The organism is Mesorhizobium sp. M4A.F.Ca.ET.050.02.1.1 (assembly GCF_003997725.1).
In the GTDB taxonomy this organism is placed as follows: Bacteria; Pseudomonadota; Alphaproteobacteria; order Rhizobiales; family Rhizobiaceae; genus Mesorhizobium.
The window spans coordinates 1-2,377 of the sequence record NZ_RZSG01000875.1 but is presented as its reverse complement, the minus strand read 5'-3'; the positions used below and the strand labels follow the sequence as shown (position 1 = coordinate 2,377).

2 protein-coding genes and 1 pseudogene are annotated in these 2,377 nt (G+C 65.6%); all 3 read left to right on the top strand.

The genetic code is table 11. From position 1 onward, the window contains the following. Window positions 1-101 (top strand): annotated as a pseudogene (locus tag EOA33_RS41060) (N utilization substance protein B); the annotation flags it as partial. Beyond that, window positions 98-1,324: an MFS transporter gene (locus EOA33_RS32515; protein WP_127407486.1), complete on the top strand. Its 1,227-nt coding sequence runs from the start codon at window positions 98-100 to the stop codon at window positions 1,322-1,324. The pseudogene EOA33_RS41060 and the gene EOA33_RS32515, both read left to right, overlap by 4 nt. Window positions 1,325-1,621: 297 nt before the next feature. Beyond that, window positions 1,622-2,377, top strand: a 756-nt coding sequence (locus EOA33_RS32510; protein WP_190234439.1) for a sodium/proton-translocating pyrophosphatase, incomplete at its 3' end; no start/stop codon positions are given.

The window sequence follows — 2,377 nt, the reverse complement described above, 5'->3', positions numbered from 1 at the left end:
AGGCCTTCTACGAGGAAGACGAACCCAAGCTCACCAATGCCGTGCTTGATCGCGTATCGCGCCGGGTGCGCGGCGAGGGGCGCGGCAAGGATGCTTCATGACCGCCGCCGCTGCGGCCTTGGCCGCCGGAGCCGGAAGGGGGGCGCGCCGCACGGCGCTGCTGCTGGCAGCTGCCCAGGCGATCATCGGTTCGGCCGCCCCCATAGCCATTTCGCTTGGCGCGCTTGCCGGGCAGTACCTGCTTGGCCCCGACAAGTCGCTGGCGACGGCGCCAGTCACCGGTTTCAACATCGGTGTGGCTCTGGGCGCACTGCCGGCGGCGGCCATTATCCGCCAGCTCGGCCAGCGCGGCGGGTTCATGACCGGCACCGTCATCACCGCGCTCGGTGGGGTCGTCGCGACGCTGGCGCTGTTCCACCCGAATTTCTGGCTGTTCGCCTTCGGCCTGTTGGTGATCGGTGTCGGTGGCGCTTTCGTCCAACAGTTCCGTTTTGCCGCAGCAGACAACGCGCCGCCGGAGTTCAAGGCGCGCGCCATTTCGTTCGTGCTGGCCGGCGGCATCGTCACGGCCGTTCTCGGGCCGCAGATCGTGATCTTCACCCGCGAATCCTTCGCGCCCGTGATGTTCGCCGGCTCGTTCGCCTCTATCCTGGTGCTGTCGGCCGTCGGCGCCGTCATCCTATCGTTTCTGCGCATCGCGCCCAAGGCGGTCGGCGGCGCGGCGATCGATGACGGCGACGCCAGGCCGCTGTCGGAGATCGTCACCCAGCCGCGTTTCGTCGCGGCGCTGTTCTGCGCCGTCGGAAGCTATGCGCTGATGAGCTTCGTCATGACCGGCGCGCCGCTCGCCATGGTCGGTTGCGGTCTCTCCGCCGACGACGCCACGCTGGGCATTTCATGGCATGTGATGGCGATGTTCGGGCCGAGCTTCTTCACCGGCTCGCTGATCCATCGCTTCGGCGCCGAGCGCATTGTCGCCGCCGGCCTCGTGCTCTTGATCGGCTGCGCCGTGGTCGCCCTGTCGGGGCTGGCACTCTGGCAGTTCTGGACGGCGCTGATCCTGCTCGGCCTGGGCTGGAACTTCGGCTTCATCGGCGCCACCTCCATGGTCGCCGCCAGTTACCGGCCGTCGGAAAAGAGCAAGCTGCAGGGCTTCCACGATTTCGTCCTGTTCGGCTCGGTCGCCTTCGCGTCGCTGATGTCCGGCGCGGTCTACAACGCCTGGGGTTGGGCGATGCTGAACTGGCTGGTGTTCCCGGTCTGCGCGCTCTGCTTCGTCGCGCTCGGTGCGTTGAAGGTGACGAGCTTGCGTGCAGCCAACTGACTCGACAGCCATTCCGACAGTGTGGTCGCGCGTCAGTTCGAGCCTGACCTGATCTGCTCCGGTCTATTACCCAGCGTCATTTCAATCGATCTAAAAGGAGTATGGCGCTGGGCAGGTTTGCCATCGCCTTCGCCTTTTGGGCGAAAGCCGGGCAAAAACCGAACAATATCTTGACGTTCCCAGCCCTGTTTCGCATACAGCCCAGTCAAGGGGTGGATTCCGCCTGGCGGCGTGCATCCCCGTTCCAACGGCCCAGGGAGGGGTTCTTTTGGGCCATCAATCGAGGAAAATTCGGCAATGACCACCATTTACGCCGTCATCGCCTGCGGCCTGCTTTCAGTCCTTTACGCTATCTGGGCGACACGTTCGGTCCTGGCGTCCGATCAGGGCAATCAGCGCATGCAGGAAATCTCCGCGGCCATCCGCGAAGGCGCCCAGGCCTACCTGGCGCGCCAATACACCACCATCGCCGTCGTCGGCATCGTCGTGCTCCTGCTTGCCTGGTGGCTGCTGTCGATCACCTCGGCCATCGGCTTCCTGATCGGCGCGGTGCTCTCGGGCGCCGCCGGCTTTATCGGCATGCATGTTTCGGTGCGCGCCAATGTGCGAACCGCGCAGGCTGCCTCCAACAGCCTCGCCGCCGGCCTCGACATCGCCTTCAAGTCGGGCGCCATCACCGGCATGCTGGTGGCGGGTCTCGCCCTGCTCGGTGTCTCGATCTACTACTTCATCCTGACCGGTCCGATGGCTCTCCAGCCCAATGACCGCATCGTCATCGACGCGCTGGTTTCGCTCGGCTTCGGCGCCTCGCTGATCTCGATCTTCGCCCGTCTCGGCGGCGGCATCTTCACCAAGGGCGCCGACGTTGGCGGCGATCTCGTCGGCAAGGTCGAAGCCGGCATTCCCGAGGACGATCCGCGCAACCCCGCCACCATCGCCGACAATGTCGGCGACAATGTCGGCGACTGCGCCGGCATGGCCGCCGACTTGTTCGAGACCTATGCCGTCACCGTCGTCGCCACCATGGTTCTCGCCGCCATCTTCTTCGGCGGC

What these genes read in the sequence shown, in the direction of transcription:
- EOA33_RS32515 (WP_127407486.1), top strand. Translation starts at nt 98, where the DNA reads ATGACCGCCGCCGCTGCGGCCTTGGCCGCCGGAGCCGGAAGGGGGGCG.